The organism is Clostridioides sp. ES-S-0049-02, from assembly GCF_020658465.1.
Classification (GTDB): Bacteria; Bacillota; Clostridia; order Peptostreptococcales; family Peptostreptococcaceae; genus Clostridioides.
Window position 1 is genome coordinate 117,223 of sequence record NZ_JACVWG010000003.1, and the last position, 17,732, is coordinate 134,954.

Genomic DNA, 17,732 nt, shown 5'->3' on the forward strand with positions numbered 1-17,732 from the left:
GAAAAATGAACTTTTTTTCGGAGATTTTTAACAATGGGGCTTTGGGAATAAGTCTTATTGCTTGTTTCTTAGCACAATTTATAAAGATATTTACTGGGAAGGGAAAGAGAATTGAGTTTTCAAGAATACTCATTTCAGGAGGTATGCCTAGTTCTCATAGTTCTTTTGTTACAAGTTTAGCTACAGTGGTAGGCATTGAAAAAGGGTTTAATTCTACTGATTTTGCTATAATTACTGTGCTTGCACTGATTATAATGTATGATGCAGCAGGTGTTAGACGTGCTGTTGGGAAACAAGCTACTATATTGAATCAGATGGTAGCAGACCTTCAACATGGAAAGCATATAGAGCAGAAGAAATTAAAAGAATTAATAGGTCACACACCACTAGAGGTTTGGTTTGGAGCTTTACTTGGTATAGTAACAGCTTTAATATTGATGTAAATTTAAAATTTACAAAATAAAAGGTGAGGATAATATGTATAAATATTTAGATAAAGTAAATTCTCCAAAAGATATAAAAAATATGAGCATAGAAGAAATGGATTTACTTGCAAAGGATATAAGAAAGTTTTTAGTAAAATCTGTTTCCAAGACAGGAGGACACTTAGCTTCTAACTTAGGTGTAGTTGAGTTAACATTAGCACTTCATAAAGTGTTTGACAGCCCTAAAGATAAATTTGTATGGGATGTAGGACATCAGTCTTATGTTCACAAAATGGTTACTGGAAGAAAAGATTGTTTTGTATCTTTAAGACAATTCAACGGACTAAGTGGTTTTCCAAAGGAGAGTGAAAGTCCTCATGATATTTTCGACACAGGACATAGCAGTACATCTATTTCTGTGGCAACAGGTATTGCCTGTGCTAGAGATATAAAAAAAGAAAGCTATAGTGTTATATCTGTAATTGGAGATGGTTCTATAACTGGAGGTATGGCACTTGAAGCTTTAAATCAATTGGGATATATAAATACTAATATGATAGTAATTCTTAATGATAATGAGATGTCTATAGATAAAAATGTTGGCGGAATGTCTAAATATCTATCAAGTATTATAAGAAATTCAACAGTTGTTAAAATGACAGATGAAGTTGATAAGATTTTAAATGTTACATCAACAGGTGAAATTTTATCTAAGACTGCACATAGATTTAAGGACAAATTAATATATAGTTTTTCTCCTCAAGATTGTTCATTTTTTGATTCATTAGGTATAAAATATTATGGTCCTATAGATGGTCATAATACTAAAGAATTAATAGAAACACTTAGAAAAGCTAAACATAAAAAAGGACCTGTGCTTTTACATGTTATTACAAAAAAAGGAAAAGGATATAAATTTGCAGAGGAACAACCTGATAAATATCATGGAGTATCAAAGTTTGATATAAAGACAGGCGTAACATCTTCTAAAGTTAAGTCTATGTCGGTTAGTGTTGGTGAAAAATTGGTTGAGATGGCTAGCAAAAACGAAGAAATAGTAGCTATAACAGCTGCAATGCCATCTGGAACAGGATTAAACTTATTTGAAAGTGCTTATCCAAAAAGATATTATGATGTTGGTATAGCTGAACAACATGCAACAGGGTTTGCGGCAGGTCTTGCAAAAAATGGTATGAAGCCTTATTTTGCTGTATATTCATCATTTTTACAAAGAGCATATGACCAAGTTATTCATGATGTATGTATAACAAAAAAACCAGTTACTTTTCTTATAGATAGAGCTGGTCTAGTTGGAAATGATGGTGAAACTCATCATGGTATGTTTGATTTAAGTTACTTAAATTCTATTCCAAATATTGTAGTGATGGCTCCAAAAGATACAAGAGAAATGGAACTTATGATGGATTTATCATTAAAATTGGATTCTCCATTGGCAATTAGATATCCAAGAGGAAATAGTTATTACCTAAATAAAGGAGAATACAAAGAAATTAAGTTAGGAAAATATGAGATATTAGATGATGGACAAGATACAGTCATACTTTCTATTGGGAATATGGTGAAACATGCTCTAGAAGCTAAAGAAATATTGTTAGAAGAAGGTATAAATCCAACAATAGTTAATGCTAGATTTTTAAAGCCTATGGATGAAGATATGTTGCATACTTTATTTAAGAATCATAAAAATGTAGTTACAGTAGAAGATAATGTTATTACTGGCGGATTTGGAAGTAGAATAAGTAAATTTATTATAGATAATGGATATAAAGTAAATATACTTAATATAGCAATACCAGAAGAGTTTATAAAACATGGCAATGCAGATGAACTATATAATTTTGTAGGATTATCGCCAAAGTGCATTGCTGATAAAGTAAGAGAGTTAATATAAATAATATGGATTAAATTTAATATAAAATTTAAAATTTGTCACTTAGAATAAATATCGAGTGTGTTACTTCAAGCTACTTTAGTCAATATTAAAGTAGCTTTTAACAGAAAGGTAATTTTATGAAGAAAAGAATAGATTTATTGTTAGTAGAGCAAGGGCATTTTGAAAGTAGAGAAAGAGCTAAAAAAGCAATAATGGCTGGATTAGTTTTTGTTGATAATCAAAGATGTGATAAGGCAGGTACAGAAGTAAAAGAGGATTGTGCTATAGAAGTAAAAGGAAACCCAATACCATATGTTAGTAGGGGTGGATTAAAGCTTGAAAAAGCAATGAAGAACTTCGACTTAACTATTGATGGAAAAGTATGTATGGATATAGGAGCATCTACGGGTGGTTTTACAGACTGTATGCTAAAAAATGGAGCTATAAAAGTATTTTCCATAGATGTTGGTTATGGTCAGCTTGCGTGGAAATTGAGACAAGATGATAGAGTTGTGTGTATGGAAAGAACAAACATAAGGAATGTAACAATAGAAGATACAAAGCAATTTGCAGATTTTGCATCAATTGATGTATCTTTTATATCATTGAAACTAGTACTTCCAAAAGCAAAAGAATTAGTTATTAATAATGGAGAAATTGTAGCCTTGATAAAACCTCAATTTGAAGCAGGAAGAGAAAAGGTAGGTAAAAAAGGTGTAGTTAGAGAAAAATCTACACATATAGAAGTTATAAAAATGATTTCTGATTTTTCAGTACAAAATGGATTTGAAATTTTAGGATTAGATTTTTCTCCAATTAAGGGTCCAGAAGGAAATATAGAATATCTAATTCATTTAAAGAATGGAAATGAAGGATATGAATTTGATAGTGATATGTATGACAAAAAAATAGTGGAAGTCGTTGAGGCTTCTCATAATTTAGATAAATAGAATAAAAGGGGGCTTAGACTTGATCCTCGAATTATATATGAAAAATTGTGCCTTAGTTGAAGAACTAAGGCTGGGTATTGATAAAAACTTAAATATACTTACGGGAGAAACTGGTTCAGGAAAATCTATAATAATAGATGCGCTTGGACTTTGTCTAGGTGAGAAATATGACAGGTCTTTTCTAAGAAAAGGTACAGATAAGGGACTTGTTGAAGCTATATTTTTCTCAGATAACGTGTATCTAAAAAAGATATTAGATGAAAATGATATAAGTATAGAAGATGATAATTTATTGGTTATAACTAGATTGATATATTCAGATGGGAAAAGTACTGCTAGAGTAAATGGAAGGACTGTTAAAGTATCTTTTCTAAAGGAAATTGCATCTACACTTATAGATATACATGGTCAACATCAAAATCAAGCTTTATTCAATAAGGATACACACTTAAAATTTTTAGACTTATTTGGAGAAAATGAACTAGATAAGTTTAAAGATGATTATAGAAAAATTTATTACAAATACAGCGAAGTAAAGAGAGCTTTGAACTCTTTAACAGAAAATAAAGATGATATGCAGATTCAACGAGAAATAGATTTATTAAGGTTTCAAATAAATGAAATTGAGGCTGCAAATTTAAATAAAAATGAATATGAAGATTTATTAAAACAAAGAGATGTCTATAGAAATAGTGAAAAGATATATAATAATTTAAACTTAAGTTACAGTAAATTACATAATGGTGAATATAATGTTATTGACTTGATAGGTATTGCATCTAAAGAGCTTAATGATATATCTAAATATGACAGTGTTTTAAGTGAATATAGTGAAACTATAGAAAGAATAATGTATGAACTACAAGATATATCTAGTGATATAAGAAATTACAAAGATAATATAGATTTTGAACCTTATGAATTAGAACAGATTGAACTTAGAATTGATGAGATTAATAACTTAAGAAGAAAATATGGAGATAGTATAGAAGCTATATTTGAATATTATGAAAAGACAAAAGATAGACTAGATGAGATATTAAATAGAGATGAAAGAGTTGAACAATTAAAAAATCAATTAATAAAAATAGAAGAAGAGCTAAAAGTAAAAGCTAGCAAACTGACTAAAGCAAGAAATAAAGTGGCAATTCAATTAGAGGAAGTACTTCTTGATGAATTAAAGAGTCTAAATATGAAAAATGTAATGTTCAAAGTCAATTTTGAAGAAAGTTCATTTACTTTAAATGGAATAGATGATATTGAATTTATGATATCTTTTAATTTAGGAGAAGATATCAAACCTATATATAAAGTTGCATCAGGTGGTGAAATGTCTAGATTTATGTTGGCATTTAAGACTATATTAGCTGATATAGATGATATAGATACTTTAGTATTTGATGAAATAGATACAGGGATAAGTGGCATAGCTGCACAAATTGTTGGTGAGAAATTGAGTGATATAGCAAAGAAAAAACAAATAATATGTATAACTCATTTACCTCAAATTGCTGCAAATGCAGATACCCATTATTGTATAGAAAAAGATACTTCAAATAATAGAACATTTACAAATGTTAAGAAATTAAATCAATCTCAAAGAAAAAATGAAATTGCAAGACTTATAGCAGGTAATAATATAACAGAAAAAACTATAGAACATGCAAGCGAAATTATTGAAATGGCTAAAAAGTGTTAGTGAAAGAGCTTATTTTAAATAGATGTAGAGAATATTTAATCTAGATACTTTACATCTATTTTTTATGATGAAAATATTTTAAAATATTTTATCTGGATATCAAAAATAAATAAAAATTATAATTTAAATAAATCTTGTATAGACTTGTAACTGTAAAAATTTTAAGTTTTTGAGTATAATATTATGTATTAAAGTAGTAGTGGGGGGGTATTAAATGAATAAAAAAAATACTATGTACTTAATTTTTATAATCATAGTTATTATAGTATTAGGGTATATTTTATTAACTATTAACAGTATCAAGAATAATCTTGACACTTCTAATGATAAATTAGATTATTTATCACAAGAAATTATGAATACTAAGTCAGATATTAGCAATATAATTAATGAAGAAATGTCAAAAAGTTATATAACAAAAAGTATTGATTTAAAAGTTAAAAAATTAGAAAAAGACGAATGTGTAATTGATGTAGATACACAATTGAGCAAACTTGGCAAGGATGGAAAAGTAATCTTTATGTATAAAGCAGATAGTGATAAATGGAATGAGATTGAGATGACAAAGCATGGGGAATTATCATATACTTGTGAAATAAAAATAACTACAGGTAGTGAATATGATTATAAAGTAGTTACAAGTGGTACAATATCTGAAAGTTCAGATGTTCAAAAATTGACTAAGTCTGATTATATGCCTGAACCACCTGTATTTAATTATGGAATAAGGGACAATAAGGAATACTTTATTGAAATATTGGAAAACAGCAATTTATTTAATCATGAAAGTGAAAAATCAAAAAATAAAGTTTATGATGATATAAAGTTAGAAAATGTAGATATTATTGTAAATGAAGGTAAAGGTGATACTGTATATAAAGCTAAGTCTGCTAAATTATCAAATGGTAGTAAAGATGATAATATAGATAGAGAGCAAGTAAATTATGAGGCTAATTTTCCTAAAAAGGATATTAATGATATAATTTATATTAAAGCAAAGCTTACATACAATAATGGAATAGAATATATAAAAGATATAACTGAAGATATAAGTGTTGGTTTGGAAGATTTAGAGAAATAAATATATTTAAAATAATTTAATCAATAAAATAGAGTATAAATAAAACATCTATAATTTTATTTATACTCTATTTTTTTATTTATAATTTTAGCTCCATATATCTAGCCCCTTCAATTGGATTATAAGTATAAGGATTTATATCATAAAAACCAATTTTTTCGTATAAACCTTGAGCGCTTTTCATGCTTGGAAGAGTATCTAGTCTCATATATGTATATCCAATCTTTTTGGCTTCTTTTACGATTTCTTCTAATAATATTTTTCCTATTTTAAGTCCTCTAAATTTATCTCTTACATATAACCTTTTTAATTCACATACATCATCTTCAAGTTTTTTTAATGCAACACAACCTGCTAAATTTTCATCAACAAATGCTAGTATTAATGAGCCTGAAGGTTTTTTATACTTTCCTGGAAGTGTTTTTAATTCATTATTAAAGTCCTGGAAACACAAATCTATATTCAATGAATTTGAGTATTCAGTGAATAAAATCTTTACATTTTCAAGATTTTCTAAATCATTTGCTTCAACAAATTTTAAAATTACATTTTGAGTCATTTTATTTATCATTATATAAATATATTTATATAATGATTTCACCTCCTTGATAGATATATATTTTTATTAATATCAATTAGATTTTAATACCATGACCTTTTCTCCACCATAGTCAAGTTCTCCATTAAACTCAAATCCAAAGCTTTTGTAAAGTCCAATAGCCATTTTGTTGTTATCGAATATACTAAGGTATAACTCATTGCAATTATATTCATTTTTAAGATGATTTATAAGGAAATCTAAGGATGCTTTTCCATATCCTTTACCTTGATACTTTGAGTCAATCATGAATCTATCAAGCCAAACTCTGTCATCTTCTAGGCGACCGTACATAGCAAATCCTATCAGTATATTGTCATCATATATTCCAACAGGTATCCAAGCTGTTATAAACTTAGACTCAGCAATAGAAAGTGCATTGCTTTCTATATAATCTAATTGATTCTTATCTACAGACAAATTAACTAAATCATGCCAATTATTTATATCTGCAATTCTTACATTTAATTTCAAAATATTACCGCCCTTCAAACTTTTTACCACAATATAATACTACCATATTATAGGATAAAAAGCACTTAGTAAGATATACAACGAGGTTTTTAAATGAATAAATTTTTACGAAAAAGGAATTATAAATACATAATAATACAGCATAGGAGTAGATGAATATATGAACAAAATAAATAAGAATTTCAAAAATATTTGGATAATATTAGGAGCTGTATCGATTTTTATGATGGTTATAATTTTTCAAAATAAAAATTGTAATACGAATAAGGAGACCCCAATAGAAACTTTTACAATTAAGAATCATAATAAAAAATATGTATATCCACTTGGAAATATAATTGGAGTGAAAGCAAATACAGATGGTGTATTGGTTTTAGGATATGAGGAAGAGGATGTAGATTATATTGGAGGCATACAGATTGGCGACAATATAGTAAAAATAGATAATAAAAAAATAAAAGATAGTCAGGATGTATCAAAGATTTTAAATGAAGCTAAAAAAAGTAAAGTAGAAGTGACTTTTGAAAGAAAAAATAAATATAAAACAGAGACAATAGAAACTAAAAAAGAAAATGGTAATTATAAACTTGGATTATGGGTGAGAGATAAGATATCTGGAATTGGAACTATGACTTTTTATGACCCTAATATGGAAAAATTTAAAGCAATTGGTCATGCTATAAAAGATTCGGACACTAATGAACTATTAAAGATTAAGCAAGGGTATATATATAAACCAGAAAAACTAAAAATATTAAAAGCTAGTAATGAAAAAGTAGGCAGAATAAAAGGTGATTTTAATGATAGTAATCTGATGGGAAATTTTTCGAATAACTCAAAATTAGGTATAAGTGGTAATATTACAGAAAAACAAAATAAAGAATTTAATTTAGCAAATAAAGAATTACAATTAATCGAAGTTGGAAGACCTCAAGATGTAAAAATAGGGGATGCAATAATTCTTTTTGAAGACAAAAACAAAAATATAACAAGCTATGATATAAAAATAGAAAGTATAGTATATGATAAAGGAAATTATAGAGATATGGTAATAAAAGTTGTAGATGATAAGTTATTGGAATACACAGGGGGGATTGTACAAGGGATGAGTGGGGCTCCAATAATACAAAATAATAAAATTATTGGTGCAATAACTCATGTTTTTAGAGATAATCCGAAAAAAGGATATGGTATTTTTATAGATGAAATGATAAAATTGTAGGTGAGGCATTAAAAAAATTTATTATTTTATCACTTATCTAGGAGGAATATAATTTTGAAGTGTCGAATATGCTTTAGAGTAGATAATTAGGAACAATTTGTGTAAAAAGTTTAGTTTTCTGTAATAAGAAGATGTTTTTTAATGGGGGGATTTTTAGTGGAAAAAATCAAAATAGTTTTAGCAGACGACAATAAGGATTTTTGTCAGGTATTAAAAGAGTATTTGTCTAATGAGGATGATATCGATATATTAGGCATAGCTAAAGATGGGATTGAAGCATTAGATTTAGTAAAAAAGACACAACCAGATTTATTAATATTAGACGTAATAATGCCACATCTGGATGGATTAGGTGTAATTGAAAAATTAAATACTATGGATATACCTAAAATGCCAAAAATAATAGTACTATCAGCAGTAGGTCAAGATAAGATAACTCAAAGCGCAATAAATCTAGGAGCAGATTACTACATAGTAAAGCCGTTTGATTTTGTTGTGTTTATAAACAGAATTAGAGAACTAGTTTCTAATAGAGTTACTCAAGTAGAGCCAAAGCCTAGACCAGTTCAAGAAACTCAAATGACAAGAAGTGATTTCGTTAAAAATGTAGGTAATATAGAAACAGAAATCACAAATATAATACACGAAATAGGAGTACCAGCTCATATAAAAGGGTATTTATATCTAAGAGAAGCTATAAAAATGGTCATTGATAATGTTGAACTTTTAGGTGCAGTAACAAAAGAGTTATATCCAAGTATAGCTAAAAAATTCAATACAACACCAAGTAGAGTTGAGAGAGCAATAAGACATGCCATAGAAGTTGCATGGAGTAGAGGCAAAGTTGACACAATAAATCAATTATTTGGATATACGGTACACAATACTAAAGGAAAACCAACTAATTCAGAATTTATAGCAATGATTGCTGATAAATTAAGATTAGAACATAGTATGGTTAAATAAATAGACAGAAAAAGTAAGACCTTTTAATGAAGGTATTGGCAATAAATATGCATTACAAACAGCAAAACGGTATAACCAATAGGGTTATACCGTTTTGCTGTTTTAATATATAATAAAAGCTTTATTTTTTCTTTATTATTTATTTAATATAATTTTATTATAATATGGCCATATTATGTACCTTTGTCAGTTGTAGATTAATGTTGATTTGTTTTTTAATATAAAAATATACTTTAACAAGTCGAAACATTAATTTTTAAAGTATATTACAAAAAGTATTAAATAAAAAAATCATAAAATATAGTGTTATAATGATTAAAGATGTAAGACCAACTTAAAACATTTATTTTATTCTTAAGTAATGCTATAATATAATGTGATTTTAATAATGATAGTGGAGGTTTAAAAATGAGAGTCGAGGCCCCTATAAAAGTAGATCGAAAAACTAAAAAGCTTGCTAAAAGAGTTGAAAGTGGGGAAATAGCAGTTATAAATCATATAGACATAGATGAAGTTGCTGCAAACTCTTTGGTAGAAGCCAAAATAAAACTTGTCATAAATGCGGCTCCTTCTATAAGTGGTAGATATCCTAATAAAGGTCCAGGAATATTGACTGAGAATAATATCTTGATAATTGATAATATTGGAGAAGAATTATTTGAAGAATTAAAAGAAGGACAGACTATAGAAGTTATAGATGGAAAGATATATAGAGAAGGAGAATTTTTAGGTGCAGGTGAAGTTTTAGATAAGTATGAAGTTTCATATCAAATAAAGGCTGCTTATGAAAACTTAGCCGTAGAATTAGATAGATTTATAGACAATACTATAGATTATGCTAAAAAAGAAAAAGGATTTATACTTGGTGAAGTAGAAATTCCAAAAGTACAAACTAATTATGCAAATAAGCATGTATTAATAGTTGTAAGAGGTCAGGACTATAAAGAGGATTTAAGTACAATGCTTTCATACATAGAAGAGGTAAAACCTGTTCTAGTTGGTGTTGATGGAGGCGCAGATGCTTTAATTGAGTTTGGATATACTCCAGATGTAATTGTGGGAGATATGGATAGTGTAAGCGATGAAGCTTTAAAAAAAGCTAGTGAAATAGTAGTACATGCTTATACAGATGGTAGAGCACCAGGTCTTAAGAGAGTTCAAGAACTAGGTTTGGATGCAGTTGTATTTCCTGCACCAGGAACTAGTGAAGATATAGCTATGCTTATTGCGTATGAGTATAAAGCAGAGTTAATAGTAGCAGTGGGGACACATTCAAATATGATTGATTTCCTTGAAAAAGGAAGAAAGGGAATGGCAAGTACTTTTTTAGTTAGACTAAAGATAGGTTCTAAGCTTATAGATGCTAAAGGAGTTAACTTGTTATATAGAAGTAAGCTAAAGATAAAGTACATATGGGCGTTAATAGCAACAGCATTATTTCCTGTGTTGGTAGTTGCATCATTGTCACCAGGAGTTCAACAATTTATACAGTTAATGCAATTGAAATTTAAGGTATTATTACAGATGTAAATTTTAGGAGGATAAATATGCATATTAATATGAAATATTATATAGTCACTATTGGGGCTATATTTATAGCTTTGGGTATAGGCATGTTAGTAGGATTTAATTTAAATAATAATCAACAATTAAGCGAGCAGCAAGCAAATATAATAAATGACTTGGATGATAAATTTAATATTTTAAAAGAAAAAAATGATAAACTTGATGTAGATTTAGCAAAGGTAAATAAAGATTATGAAGAAGCAATTAATTTTATAAATAAAAATGTGGACAAGGTTTTAATTGGTTCATTAAGTGGAAAAAGTATAGGAATAATATCAGCTAATGAAAATGATGATTATACAAAAAATATAGAAGATATAATAAACAAATCTAATGGTAGTGTTGCATTTAACATAGTGTTAAAAGAAAATATAACAAATCCAGAAAAATTAAAAGAAATCTCAAGTAAATTAGGTACAGAAATTAAAAATACAAATGATGCAGTTAATTATATAATTGATACCTTGAAAAAGGAAGATGCAAGTGACATTTTGACATATCTTCAAGAACTAGATGTAATAAAATTTAACTCTATTGGTGACACATATCTAAAATATGAATCTGTTGTAATAGCTGGTGGAAATGATGCAAAAGATAATACAAAACAATTTGACAAAATAGAAAAATTTGTAGTTTCAAAAATAAAATCAGAAAATAAATATTTAGTAGAAGTTCAAAATACAGGAGTTAAAACTTCTTATGTAGAATTATATTCTAAAAATAAAGTTGCAACTATAGATAATATTGATGAAGGTGTAGGAAGTGTATCTCTAGCTATGCTTTTACAACAAGGTAATATAGTTGGTAATTTTGGTAGATTAGATACTGCAACTTCATTGTTGCCATCTATAAAATAGAAATAATTTTAAGGAGAGAAAAAATGGATTCTTATATAAGTATAATAATACCAGCTTATAATGAAGAAAGTAGAATAAACTATACATTAGAAAGTATAGTTGGAATTAAAGAAATAAATGAAATAGTAGTTGTAGATGATGGTTCAACAGATAATACTGCTAAGGTTGTATCTGAATTAAAGAATGAAAAAATTAAATTTTTTAAGTTAGATAAAAACAGAGGTAAAGGATATGCTTTAAACTATGGGCTTAAAGTATCAATGAAAAGCGCAAATATTATAGGATTTTTGGATGGAGATCTAGGTAGTTCGGCTAAAGAAATTGAAAAATTAATTGTACCAATATTAAATGGTGAAGCTGATGTTACTATAGCAAAGTTTCCTCCTGCAAAGAAAAAAGGAGGTCTGGGATTTGTAAAAGGTTTAGCTAAAAATTCTGTTTTTGAGATGACAGGAGTTGAACTAGATGCAACTCTGTCAGGTCAAAGAATATTTAAAAGAGAAGTTTTAGAAAAATTTGATGAAATACCTTTTGGATATGGTGTTGAAGTTGGAATGACGATTGATATACTAAAGTATGGTTTTAAAATTAAAGAAGTATTAGTAAACATGACTCATAATGAAACTGGCAGAAATTTAAAAGGATTTATTCATAGAGGCAAGCAGTATTATCATATAAAAAAGGTTTTAGGACAAAAAAAGAAAGAATGGAGGTAGTATCTTAGTGAAAGATTATATACTTTATACCATTTTATTATTAACAGGATTATTTGGAACCTATGCTGCAATACCACTATTTAAAAATTTATTGATAAATGGAAATATACTTAGACCAAACTACAAAAAAGATATGATACCAGTAAGTATGGGAATTGTATTTTTACCTATGCTTGTGATTAATGGAATAATACTTGCATTTTTTACTACAGAATATAGAGATTTAGCATATATATTTATGTTTATGTTTGGTATGATATCCATGTTTTTTGCAGGAATACTAGACGATATTATTGGAAATAGAAATGTAAGTGGTCTAAAAGGTCACTTTAAAAGTTTATTTAAAGGAAGTCTTACAACTGGAGGCTTTAAGGCCTTGTTTGGTGGATTTGTAGGACTTATAGTTTCTGTGTCTATATCAAAAGACATAATAGATATAATAGTAAATACATTAATAATAGCTCTATCAACCAATTTAATGAATCTTTTAGATTTAAGACCAGGAAGAGCAATAAAAGCATATTTATTTATAATGGTGATTGTATTTTTAACATTGACAGGATTTGTTCAAGTTCTTCCACTGCTTATAGTTCCAAATGTACTTGCATACTTTAATTATGATTTAAAGGCAAGAGCAATGATGGGAGATACTGGTTCAAATGTTCTTGGAATGTCTATTGGAATTCTAATTTCTTTTGGATATCCATTTAATATCAGACTGGGATGGTTAATATTTGTAGTTATTATGCATATATTTACCGAAAAATACTCATTGACTAAAATAATAGAAAAAAATAAATTATTAAATTTTATAGATAAGTTGGGAAGGTAGCATTATGATAAGCAAAAGAGTGGGGATTGTTGAGTCAATTGTAAGTCAAACTGAAACGTTGGATGATATAAGAGTAAATATAAATGGAGAAATACAAAGAGCATACAATTATCCAAAACTGTCTGGAGTAGTAGATATAGGGGATGAAGTAGTTTTAAATACAACAGCAGTAGAACTAAGTCTAGGAACTGGTGGATACCATTTTGTAATAACTAATTTAAACAATTTGGAATCTAGTTTAATTGAAGGTGGTCATATAATGAAACTTAGATATACACCACTTCAAATAAAGGTAGACGCTGTTGAGGAACAAGAAAGCATTTATCATGATAAATTTGATGATTTTACAGAGTTAGAAGGCCTTCCTGTTGTAGTAGGAACTCTTCATAGTATGTTAACTCCATTTGTAGCTTCATTTAAAAGAAATAACCCGAATAAGAAACTAGTATATATAATGACTGATGGAGCATCTCTTCCAATTTATTTAAGTAAAAATGTAGATACTTTAAAAGAAAAAAAATTAATAGATAGTACAATAACTATAGGAAATGCATTTGGGGGAGACTATGAGTGTATAAATATATACACTGCATTGATTACAGCAAAAGAAATATTAAAAGCCGATGTAGTATTTGTAAGTATGGGACCAGGAATTGCTGGTACAGGTACTAAATATGGATTTACAGGAATTGAACAAGGTCCAATTCTTGATGCTGTAATAAAGCTTGGAGGACAAGCAATAGCAATTCCAAGAATTAGTTTTGCTGACAAACGAGAAAGGCATCAAGGTATTTCACATCACAGTATGACTGTATTTGAAGAAATTGTAAATGTAAATATAGATATACCAATAACTATATATGATGATGAAAAATTAAAATTTATAAAAGAACAAGTTAAAACTAGTGGTTTAGATAAAAAGCATAATATAATTTATATAGATAATAATAAAACGAAAGAGGATTTAGACTATTTTAATCTAAAAGTAAAAAGTATGGGAAGAAATTATGAGCAAGATGAGGCATTTTTCAAAGCTGCAAGTACAGCAGCATATTACTTAATGGAGGTTTAAGATGGTATTAGAAGAAAAAACTATTAGTAGTGATAGAGTTTATACAGGTAAGGTAATTACTTTAAAGGTCGATACTGTTGAAATTCCAGGACAAGGATATCAAAAGAGGGAATTAGTAGAAGTTGGTGGTGCAGTAGGAATAGTTGCAATTACAGATGATAATAAAGTTGTATTAGTGAAGCAATTTAGAAAACCTATAGAAAAACCAATTTTTGAAATTCCAGCTGGTAAGCTAGAAAAAAATGAAAGTCCTAAAGAATGTGCTGAGAGGGAGCTAAAAGAAGAAACTGGTTATAGTGCAAAAAATATTAAGCTAATACATAAATTTTTCACTTCAGCAGGTTTTTCTAATGAGATAATGTTTGTATATTTGGCAACAGGTCTTACTCCAGGAGAAAATAATCTAGATGCAGATGAATTTTTAGATGTTTACGAAGTTGAACTTGAAGAAGCCTATAATATGGTATTAAAAAATGATGTTGAAGATGCAAAAACTTCTATTGGATTATTATTAGTAAAAGATATGTTTAAAAATTAATATTTATAAAAATGAATAACCCCTTGTCCTACAGCATATTATTTTATAAAGGACAAGGGGGAATAAAATTGAGAAAAACATATAGAAAAAATGATTTTAGAGAATTAAATAGACAAATAATTATTATAGGATTGTTGTTTATGATGTCTATTGTTATTGGGTCCTATATAAATAAAATATTACCAGGTTCTAATGATAATATATTAAACAATATAAATCCTGCTGTAGAGTATTATAATCTGAATATAAATGTAAAAGATACCGTTCTACAAAATTTAAAGTCAGATACAATCTTTATGGGCTCGATAGCTCTATTAAGTCTATTTGTAGTAACAATTCCAGCAGTATTAGTAATTTTTGTATTAAAGGGAATGTCAATTGGATATACAATAAATAGTTTTATATTGGCATTAAAATTTAAGAGTGCAAAAATGATTTTGATAATATTATTTAAAAATTTGATTATTATTCCATGTGCAATCATATTAACATTAATTAGTTTAAGCTATTTTAAAGAGATGGTTTATGAATTTAAAAAGAAAAATAGAAGAAATATGCAGTTTTTAATTAAGAGGTACATACTAAATATTATAATTATAATAGCACTATCATTGGGGTTGCAATTAATATTAAATACTGTAAGTATTGGTATTATTAAGTTCCTAGTTAAATAAAGGAGTTTATAATGGATATTATAGAGGGATATATAGATTACATAAAAGATAAAAAAAAATTATCAGAGAACACAGTGGCATCATACTTTATGGATATAAAAAAATATATGGAATATATAAATCAAAAAAGCATTAAACTAGTAGATATAGTAGAAAATGATATTATAAGTTATTTAATAAAGTTGGAAAAAGATAATGTATCAATAGCTACAATAGCAAGGATGATATCATCTATAAAATCTTTTCATGATTATTTATTTTTAAATCATGTATGTACAAATAATCCTGCAAAGGATATAAAAAAACCTAAGGTAAAAAAAGAAAATATAAATATACTTACAGAAGAAGAAATTGAAAGATTATTAAATTTTCCTAAGTTAACAACACCTAAATTAATTAGGGACAAGGCTATTTTTGAAGTATTATATGGTACAGGTATAAAAGTATCAGAGTTAGTAGATATGAATGTAGACGATGTTGACTTGGATATTGACTATATATATTGTAGTTCATGCTGTAAAAGCCAAAGAGTGATACCTCTTTGTGATATTACAAAACTTTATTTAGATAAATATTTAAAAGAAGCAAGACCTAAAATAGCTGTAGAAGGTGAAAAGTCATTATTTGTAAGTTCATTAGGACAAAGATTCACACGACAAGGTCTTTGGAAAGTTATAAAAAAATATTCTAATTTAGCTAATATAGATAAAAACATAAATCCTACAATGCTTAGACATTCATTTGCTATTCATCTTTTGAATGAAGGTGCTAACATTGCTGTTGTAAGTAAAATCTTAGGAAATGTTAATTTGTCTAGTTTACAAGTATATTTAAACCACATAGATAAAAACGTGAGAAGAGAAATAAAAGAAAAACATCCTAGAAATGATATTGATATAGAGTTACAAAAAGTAGAAGCTAAATAGACTATATAGCAAATTTTATAATTTAAAAGGAGCATATTTATATGAGCAGAGTAATTTGGATTGTAATTGATAGTGTTGGAATAGGAGCATTGCCTGATGCTGAAAATTTTGGAGACAGTAAGGATGTAAGTACTCTTGGAAATATATTTAAAGAATATCCAGAAATACAAATTCCTAATATGAGAAAATTAGGTATAGGAAATATAGATGGTGTAGATTTTTTTGAAGATGAAAAAGAGCCAATAGGATGCTTTGGAAAATGTAAGGAAATGTCTCAAGGAAAAGATACTACTACTGGTCACTGGGAAATGACTGGGATAATAGTTGATAAACCTTTTAAAACATTTGAACATGGATTTTCAAAAGAAATTATAGAAGAGTTTGAGAAAAAAACTGGAAGAAAAGTAGTAGGAAATAAGCCAGCTTCAGGGACTGTGATAATTGATGAATATGGAGAACATCAAATAAAAACTGGAGATGTAATAGTATATACTTCAGCTGATAGTGTATTTCAAATAGCAGCTAATGAAGAGGTGATTCCACTAGAAGAGTTGTATAGTATGTGTAAAATAGCTAGAGAAATAATGATGGGTGATAATGCAGTGGCTAGAGTAATTGCCAGACCATTTATAGGTAAAAAAACAGGTGAATTTGTTAGAACTTCAAATAGAAGAGATTATTCACTGGACCCATTTGAACCAACTGTACTTGATAATATAAAAGAATCAGGTCTTGAAGTATTAGCTGTTGGAAAAATAGAAGATATTTTTAATGGTAAAGGAATTACAGAAGCTATTCATACTAAAAGTAATATGGATGGAGTAGATGAAACTTTAAAATATATGAAACAAGATAATAAAGGCTTGATATATTCAAACCTTGTTGATTTTGATTCAAAATATGGTCATAGAAGAGACCCAGAAGGATATAAGAAAGCACTTGAAGAGTTTGATAATAGGCTTCCTGAGATAATGAGCAATATGAGGGAAGATGATATTCTTATAATTAATGCAGACCATGGAAATGACCCAACATATAAAGGTACAGACCATACAAGAGAATATATTCCAGTAATGATTTATGGTAGTAAGATTAAAAAAGGATTTAATTTAGGAATAAAAGATACTTTTGCTGATATTGGAGCAACTGTTGCAGATATATTGGATGTAAAACTGCCTAAACATGGAACGAGTTTTAAAAAAGATTTATTTTAAATATTAAATAGAAGATAAATATATAAGC

18 protein-coding genes are annotated in these 17,732 nt (G+C 27.7%); 16 read left to right on the forward strand and 2 right to left on the reverse strand.

Going from position 1 to position 17,732, the window contains the following annotated elements:
• The first annotated feature begins 5 nt into the window (after positions 1-5).
• The 5 genes from IC213_RS09330 (at position 6) to IC213_RS09350 (ending at position 6,049) form a co-directional block, all read left to right on the forward strand.
• Entirely contained in the window at positions 6-443 is a 438-nt protein-coding gene (locus tag IC213_RS09330) for a divergent PAP2 family protein (RefSeq protein ID WP_227434127.1), read from the forward strand.
• 34 nt (positions 444-477) lie between these two features.
• Positions 478-2,337 carry a 1-deoxy-D-xylulose-5-phosphate synthase gene (dxs, locus tag IC213_RS09335; RefSeq protein WP_227434128.1) on the forward strand — a complete coding sequence of 620 codons (1,860 nt, stop codon included), beginning with the start codon at positions 478-480 and terminating at the stop codon, positions 2,335-2,337.
• A gap of 119 nt (positions 2,338-2,456) precedes the next feature.
• On the forward strand, positions 2,457-3,269 hold the full coding sequence (locus IC213_RS09340; protein WP_227434129.1) for a TlyA family RNA methyltransferase: 813 nt from the start codon (positions 2,457-2,459) through the stop codon (positions 3,267-3,269).
• A 19-nt stretch (positions 3,270-3,288) separates the two neighbouring features.
• Positions 3,289-4,968 carry a DNA repair protein RecN gene (gene recN / locus IC213_RS09345; protein WP_227434130.1) on the forward strand — a complete coding sequence of 560 codons (1,680 nt, stop codon included), beginning with the start codon at positions 3,289-3,291 and terminating at the stop codon, positions 4,966-4,968.
• Between the two features lie 214 nt (positions 4,969-5,182).
• Positions 5,183-6,049: a hypothetical protein gene (locus tag IC213_RS09350; protein WP_227482206.1), complete on the forward strand. Its 867-nt coding sequence runs from the start codon at positions 5,183-5,185 to the stop codon at positions 6,047-6,049.
• Between the two features lie 79 nt (positions 6,050-6,128).
• Here IC213_RS09350 and IC213_RS09355 read toward each other — a convergent pair whose 3' ends face one another.
• Entirely contained in the window at positions 6,129-6,620 is a 492-nt protein-coding gene (locus IC213_RS09355; protein WP_227849778.1) for a GNAT family N-acetyltransferase, read from the reverse strand.
• Positions 6,621-6,680: 60 nt separating this feature from the next.
• Positions 6,681-7,121, reverse strand: a complete 441-nt coding sequence (locus tag IC213_RS09360) for a GNAT family N-acetyltransferase (RefSeq protein WP_227434133.1) — start codon at positions 7,119-7,121, stop codon at positions 6,681-6,683.
• A gap of 160 nt (positions 7,122-7,281) precedes the next feature.
• Here IC213_RS09360 and IC213_RS09365 point away from each other — a divergent pair, with 160 nt between their 5' ends.
• The 11 genes from IC213_RS09365 to IC213_RS09415 all read left to right on the forward strand — a co-directional run bounded on the left by IC213_RS09365 (position 7,282) and on the right by IC213_RS09415 (position 17,704).
• On the forward strand, positions 7,282-8,343 hold the full coding sequence (locus IC213_RS09365; RefSeq protein WP_227863027.1) for a SpoIVB peptidase S55 domain-containing protein: 1,062 nt from the start codon (positions 7,282-7,284) through the stop codon (positions 8,341-8,343).
• A 141-nt stretch (positions 8,344-8,484) separates the two neighbouring features.
• A complete protein-coding gene (gene spo0A / locus IC213_RS09370; RefSeq protein WP_003424711.1) occupies positions 8,485-9,309 on the forward strand; it encodes a sporulation transcription factor Spo0A in 825 nt (274 codons plus the stop codon).
• A 408-nt stretch (positions 9,310-9,717) separates the two neighbouring features.
• Positions 9,718-10,839: a putative cytokinetic ring protein SteA gene (gene steA / locus IC213_RS09375; protein ID WP_227434135.1), complete on the forward strand. Its 1,122-nt coding sequence runs from the start codon at positions 9,718-9,720 to the stop codon at positions 10,837-10,839.
• Between the two features lie 17 nt (positions 10,840-10,856).
• Entirely contained in the window at positions 10,857-11,732 is an 876-nt protein-coding gene (locus IC213_RS09380; RefSeq protein WP_227434136.1) for a copper transporter, read from the forward strand.
• 23 nt (positions 11,733-11,755) lie between these two features.
• Positions 11,756-12,448, forward strand: a complete 693-nt coding sequence (locus tag IC213_RS09385; RefSeq protein ID WP_227434137.1) for a glycosyltransferase family 2 protein — start codon at positions 11,756-11,758, stop codon at positions 12,446-12,448.
• Between the two features lie 7 nt (positions 12,449-12,455).
• Complete coding sequence (locus IC213_RS09390) at positions 12,456-13,280, forward strand: glycosyl transferase (protein ID WP_227434138.1); 825 nt, start codon at positions 12,456-12,458, stop codon at positions 13,278-13,280.
• Between the two features lie 4 nt (positions 13,281-13,284).
• Positions 13,285-14,352, forward strand: a complete 1,068-nt coding sequence (locus IC213_RS09395) for a DUF3866 family protein (protein ID WP_227434139.1) — start codon at positions 13,285-13,287, stop codon at positions 14,350-14,352.
• A gap of 1 nt (position 14,353) precedes the next feature.
• Entirely contained in the window at positions 14,354-14,890 is a 537-nt protein-coding gene (locus IC213_RS09400) for an NUDIX hydrolase (protein WP_227434140.1), read from the forward strand.
• A 68-nt stretch (positions 14,891-14,958) separates the two neighbouring features.
• A complete protein-coding gene (locus IC213_RS09405; protein ID WP_227434141.1) occupies positions 14,959-15,564 on the forward strand; it encodes a stage II sporulation protein M in 606 nt (201 codons plus the stop codon).
• A gap of 11 nt (positions 15,565-15,575) precedes the next feature.
• Positions 15,576-16,490 carry a tyrosine-type recombinase/integrase gene (locus tag IC213_RS09410; protein ID WP_227831233.1) on the forward strand — a complete coding sequence of 305 codons (915 nt, stop codon included), beginning with the start codon at positions 15,576-15,578 and terminating at the stop codon, positions 16,488-16,490.
• Positions 16,491-16,531: 41 nt separating this feature from the next.
• Positions 16,532-17,704, forward strand: a complete 1,173-nt coding sequence (locus IC213_RS09415) for a phosphopentomutase (RefSeq protein ID WP_227434143.1) — start codon at positions 16,532-16,534, stop codon at positions 17,702-17,704.
• Positions 17,705-17,732: the final 28 nt, after the last annotated feature.

Excerpts from the sequence above, each read along its gene's own strand:
- IC213_RS09330 (WP_227434127.1), top strand. The coding sequence starts at position 6 with ATGAACTTTTTTTCGGAGATTTTTAACAATGGGGCTTTGGGAATAAGT.
- dxs (WP_227434128.1), top strand. The coding sequence starts at position 478 with ATGTATAAATATTTAGATAAAGTAAATTCTCCAAAAGATATAAAAAAT.
- IC213_RS09340 (WP_227434129.1), top strand. The coding sequence starts at position 2,457 with ATGAAGAAAAGAATAGATTTATTGTTAGTAGAGCAAGGGCATTTTGAA.
- IC213_RS09350 (WP_227482206.1), top strand. The coding sequence starts at position 5,183 with ATGAATAAAAAAAATACTATGTACTTAATTTTTATAATCATAGTTATT.
- IC213_RS09355 (WP_227849778.1), bottom strand. The coding sequence starts at position 6,620 with ATGATAAATAAAATGACTCAAAATGTAATTTTAAAATTTGTTGAAGCA.
- IC213_RS09365 (WP_227863027.1), top strand. The coding sequence starts at position 7,282 with ATGAACAAAATAAATAAGAATTTCAAAAATATTTGGATAATATTAGGA.
- spo0A (WP_003424711.1), top strand. The coding sequence starts at position 8,485 with ATGGGGGGATTTTTAGTGGAAAAAATCAAAATAGTTTTAGCAGACGAC.
- steA (WP_227434135.1), top strand. The coding sequence starts at position 9,718 with ATGAGAGTCGAGGCCCCTATAAAAGTAGATCGAAAAACTAAAAAGCTT.
- IC213_RS09380 (WP_227434136.1), top strand. The coding sequence starts at position 10,857 with ATGCATATTAATATGAAATATTATATAGTCACTATTGGGGCTATATTT.
- IC213_RS09385 (WP_227434137.1), top strand. The coding sequence starts at position 11,756 with ATGGATTCTTATATAAGTATAATAATACCAGCTTATAATGAAGAAAGT.
- IC213_RS09395 (WP_227434139.1), top strand. The coding sequence starts at position 13,285 with ATGATAAGCAAAAGAGTGGGGATTGTTGAGTCAATTGTAAGTCAAACT.
- IC213_RS09400 (WP_227434140.1), top strand. The coding sequence starts at position 14,354 with ATGGTATTAGAAGAAAAAACTATTAGTAGTGATAGAGTTTATACAGGT.
- IC213_RS09410 (WP_227831233.1), top strand. The coding sequence starts at position 15,576 with ATGGATATTATAGAGGGATATATAGATTACATAAAAGATAAAAAAAAA.
- IC213_RS09415 (WP_227434143.1), top strand. The coding sequence starts at position 16,532 with ATGAGCAGAGTAATTTGGATTGTAATTGATAGTGTTGGAATAGGAGCA.